The 4,332-nt window shown below is 70.2% G+C and carries 6 protein-coding genes; all 6 read left to right on the top strand.

Annotated features, from left to right (window positions below; translation table 11 throughout):
* A partial coding sequence (locus ROA7023_RS23025; protein WP_085881290.1) for a phage portal protein occupies window positions 1–1,265 on the top strand: 1,265 nt, incomplete at its 5' end.
* Window positions 1,266–1,269: 4 nt separating this feature from the next.
* The gene (locus tag ROA7023_RS23020; RefSeq protein ID WP_159458651.1) at window positions 1,270–2,262 is read left to right on the top strand and encodes a head maturation protease, ClpP-related; all 993 of its coding nucleotides are present in this window, start codon (window positions 1,270–1,272) and stop codon (window positions 2,260–2,262) included.
* Between the two features lie 6 nt (window positions 2,263–2,268).
* Window positions 2,269–2,634, top strand: coding sequence for a head decoration protein (locus ROA7023_RS23015; RefSeq protein WP_050664254.1), 366 nt, complete (start codon window positions 2,269–2,271; stop codon window positions 2,632–2,634).
* Window positions 2,635–2,659: 25 nt separating this feature from the next.
* Entirely contained in the window at window positions 2,660–3,673 is a 1,014-nt protein-coding gene (locus tag ROA7023_RS23010) for a major capsid protein (protein WP_159458650.1), read from the top strand.
* On the top strand, window positions 3,673–3,984 hold the full coding sequence (locus ROA7023_RS23005) for a head-tail joining protein (protein WP_050664252.1): 312 nt from the start codon (window positions 3,673–3,675) through the stop codon (window positions 3,982–3,984). Before ROA7023_RS23010 ends, ROA7023_RS23005 begins: the two co-directional genes overlap by 1 nt.
* A partial coding sequence (locus ROA7023_RS23000; RefSeq protein WP_234992424.1) for a DUF6441 family protein occupies window positions 3,981–4,332 on the top strand: 352 nt, incomplete at its 3' end. The genes ROA7023_RS23005 and ROA7023_RS23000, both read left to right, overlap by 4 nt.

Below are 4,332 nucleotides of genomic sequence, written 5' to 3'. Positions count from 1 at the left end.
ACGACGCGGAGCTTCGGGACCAGGTCCAGCGGCTCTGGCTCGCCTGGACCGACGAGGCGGACGCGGACGGGCTGACGGACTTTTACGGCCTTCAGGCCATGGTCGCGCGAGAGATGTTCGTCGCGGGCGAGTGTTTCGTGCGGCTGCGCCCACGTCGCACCGAGGACGGTCTGCTCGTGCCGCTGCAACTGCAGCTCCTGCAATCCGAGATGCTGCCCTTCGAGAAGACCGAGACGGCAGCCAACGGCAACCGCATCCGCTGCGGGATCGAGTTCGACGCCATCGGCAGGCGGGTGGCCTATCACTTCCGCCGCAGCCATCCGGGCGACAGCACGGACCGGCGCGTGGCGGTGCCGGAGACGGTGCGTGTGCCGGCGGCTGACGTCCTTCACGTCTATCGCCCGCTCGATGCCGGGCAGATCCGCGGCCTGCCGCATGTCGCGCCCGCCATGGTGCGGCTTTTCCTGCTGGACCAGTACGACGACGCCGAGCTCGACCGGAAGAAGACCGCGGCGATGTTCGCGGGCTTCATCACCAAGACGGCGCCCGAAGAGCCTATGATAGGCACGGAGGAGGCCGACCCCGACGGCGCGGCCATCGCCAGCCTCGAGCCGGGGACGCTGCAGGTCCTGCTGCCGGGCGAGGACGTGAAGTTCTCGTCACCGGCGGATGTGGGCAGCAGCTACGAGGCGTTCCAGTACCGCACGCTGCTCGGCGTCTCGGCCTCGCTGGGGCTGCCGTATCACCTGGTCACCGGTGACGTGCGCCAGGCCAACTATTCGAGCTTGAGGGCCGAGCTCGTCGAGTTCCGGCGTCGCGTGCAGCAGCTCCAGCACGGGGTGATCGCGCATCAGCTCTGCCGCCCGGTCTGGGCGCGCTGGCTGGAAACGGCGCGGCTGGCAGGCCGGCTGGATCTGCCCGACCCGGCCGTCGCCCAAATGGTGCAGTGGATCCCGCCCCGCTGGGACTGGGTCGATCCGCTGAAGGACATCCAGGCGCAGGTGCTGGCGATGGAGGCGGGCATCACCTCGCGGCGCAAGGTGGTGGAGGCCACCGGCTACGATGTCGAGGAGGTCGACCGCGAGAACGCGACGGACACGGCGCGCGCCGAGGGGCTCGGCCTGCGCTACCGCACCAGCCCCGGCGAGACGCAGGGCGCGCGGGCGACGCCGGCAACGCGGCCCGATCCGGGCGATGGGTCGGCAGATGACAGCGGTGACGACATCGATGCGGCCGCGACCGACCGCGCCACCAATCAGGAGTGACATCATGAACAGCTGGTACACGATCCGCGCCCGCGACGGCGGCGCGGAGGTGCTGATCTATGACGAGATCGGCGCCTATGGCGTCTCGGCCAAGGGCTTCCTCGCCGAACTCGGCGCGCTGCCGGACGAGACCGCGATCGATCTGCGGCTGAACAGCCCCGGCGGCTCGGTCTTCGACGCGGTCGCGATCCACAACGCGCTGAGCCGCCACGCCGGCAGCGTCACCGTCTGGATCGACGGGATCGCGGCCTCGGCCGCCAGCTACATCGCGATGGCGGGCGACGAGATCGTCATGCCCGAGAATGCCTTCCTGATGATCCACGATCCCTCCGGCCTCGTCATGGGCACGGCGGCGGACATGCGCGAGATGGCCGGGACGCTGGACAAGATCGCGGCCGGCATGCTGCGCGGCTACGCCGCCCGCTCGGGCAGGCCCGAGGAGGAGATCGCCGGGCTGATGGCCGCCGAGACCTGGCTCACAGCGGCCGAGGCGCTGGAGGCAGGTCTCGCCACACGTCTTGCGGAGCCGGTGCGGATCGCCGCGAGCTTCGATATCGCACGCTTCCGCAACGCGCCGCCAGCGCTGGTGGACGCGGTCGAGACCCCAGATCCGGAATACGCCAAGACGGAAACCGACATCGTTGACGACGCCAACGATGTCGCGTCGGTCCCCGATCCCGCGCCGCAGCCCGTGGCCGACGATCCGGACGGCCCCATGGCAGACGCCAGCACGGCTCCGAACGCCACCGCCATCCGCGCCGAGGCCATCGCCCATGCCCGGGCCGTGGTCGATCTCTGCCGCCTCGCGGGTCAGCCGCAGATGGCCGGGCGCTTCCTCGAGGAGGACGCCAGCCTCGACGCGGTGCGCAGCAGCTTGCTGGACACGAAGGCCGAGGCCGCGCCGGAGATCACGCCCCATCACCCGCAACCCGGCCGCAGCGCCACGACCCGTCCCTGGGGCGACGTGATCGCCCGCACCTTCAAGCTCAAAGGATAGGCTCCCATGACCACGCTTTCTGAGTCCACCCACCCCGGCGGCTTCCTCGTCTGGGAAGCCCATCGCGACTACACCCGAGAGACCGTCACCGTTGCGTCCGGCACGCTCTCACCCGGCACCGTGCTGGGTCAGATCACCGCCTCGGGCAAATACGCCGCCCACGACCCCGACGCCACCGACGGGACAGAGACCGCCGTCGCCGTGCTCTGGGGCAAGGCGGACGCCAGCGGCGGCGATGCACCGGCCGTGGCGGTGGTCCGCGGCCCCGCCATCGTCAACCGGCATGATCTCGTCTTCGCGGGCACGCCCAGCGATCCCGAGGTCGCCGCCGCCCACGCCGCGCTCTTCGCCGCGGGCATCATCGTCCGCTGATCCGAAACCGACAGGAGGCATCAACATGGCCACCATGGACATCTTCGAAGGCGATGCCTTCACCATCGTCGAGCTCACCCGCGCGCTCGAGAACATCCCCTACAAGCCCGCGATCCTGTCCGGCGCGGGGCTCTTCGGCAGCCGCGGTGTGCGCACGCGCACCGTGATGATCGAGAGCCGCGACGGCACGCTGTCGCTGATCCCGTTCTCCGAACGCGGCTCGGCTTACGACAGCCAGATCCCCGAACGCCGCGAGATGCGCGCGTTTGTCTGCCGCCAGTTCAAGAAGCAGGACGTGCTCTGGGCCTCGGAAATCCAGGCGATCCGCGACTTCGGCTCGGAAACCGCGGTGCAGCAGGTGCAGGCCGAGGTCGCCCGCAAGCTGGGCCGCCTGCGCAACGACGCCGAGGCCACGTTCGAGTTCCACCTCTTCAACGGCATCCAGGGCGTGGTGAAGGACCCCAGGGACGGCGCCACGGTGATCGATTACCACGCCGAGTTCGGCATCACCCCGGCCACGGAGGTCGACTTCGACCTCGACAACACCTCCCCCGCCTCGGGCGCGCTGCGCAAGCGTTGCCAGGCGCTGATCGAGAGCGTCGAGGATTCTCTGGGCGGGCTCGCCGCCGGCCAGGTGCAGCTCCGTGCCGAATGCGGCTCGGCCTTCTTCGCCGATCTGGTTGCCCACAAGGAGGTGCGCGAGACCTATCTCAACACCGCGGCGGCCGCCGATCTGCGCGGCCGCGTGGGCGAGGAGGTCAGCTTCGGCGGGATCACCTTCCGCCGGTATCGCGGCGGGCTGGGCTTCGGCGTGCCCACCGACAAGGCGTATTTCTACCCCGAGGGCGTCGAAGGCCTGTTCGAGATCTACTACGCGCCTGCGGACACCTTCGAGACGGTCAACACCGTCGGCCTGCCGCTCTATGCCCGCATGATCCCGGACCGGGACCGCGACGAATGGGTGCGGCTCGAGATCGAGAGCAACCCGCTGCCGATCTGCACCCGACCGCAGGTCCTGCGCAGCGCGCGGCGGACCTGATGACGGCGGCTGCGATGGCGCTCGACGCGCTCTTCGCCGACGACAACATCGCCCGCGAGGCCGTCTACACGCCCGAGGGTGGAACGCCTGTCCTCGTCCGGGTGGTGACCCGCCGGGCGGACGAGACCACGGGCTTCGGCGACGCGCGCCTCTGGTCGGAGACCACGCGCGTGGATCTGCGCGTAGCCGAGGTTCCGACCCCGCGCCCCGGCGACCGCATCGAGATCGACGGCGAGGCCTTCCTGATCCAGGGCGAGCCGGTCCGCGACCGCGAGCGGCTCGTCTGGACCGTGGATCTGAGGCCGACATGAAGCTGAAACTCGACGTCACGCCCGACCTCGCTTCGTTGATGGCCGCCGAGATCAAGGCGGGCGAGCGCGCGGTGACCACGGCAATGCGTGAGGCCGGCGGGCAGCTCAAGACCGACTGGCGGCGCCAGATCACCGGCGCGGGGCTCGGGCAGCGGCTCGCCAAGAGCATCCGCGCCGAGACCTGGCCCAAGGGGACAACCAGCATCGGCGCAGCCTCGCTGGTCTGGTCGAAGGCGCCCGCCATCGTCGGCGCGCACGACACCGGCCCGCTGATCCGCTCGAAGGCCGGGTTCTGGCTCGCGATCCCGACGCCCGCCGCCGGCCGCGGATTGCGCGGCGGAAAGATCA

It is taken from the genome of Roseisalinus antarcticus (assembly GCF_900172355.1).
In the GTDB taxonomy this organism is placed as follows: domain Bacteria; phylum Pseudomonadota; class Alphaproteobacteria; order Rhodobacterales; family Rhodobacteraceae; genus Oceanicola; species Oceanicola antarcticus_A.
The sequence above is the reverse complement of the archived record's forward strand: the minus strand, read 5'-3'. Positions and strand labels throughout refer to the sequence as shown.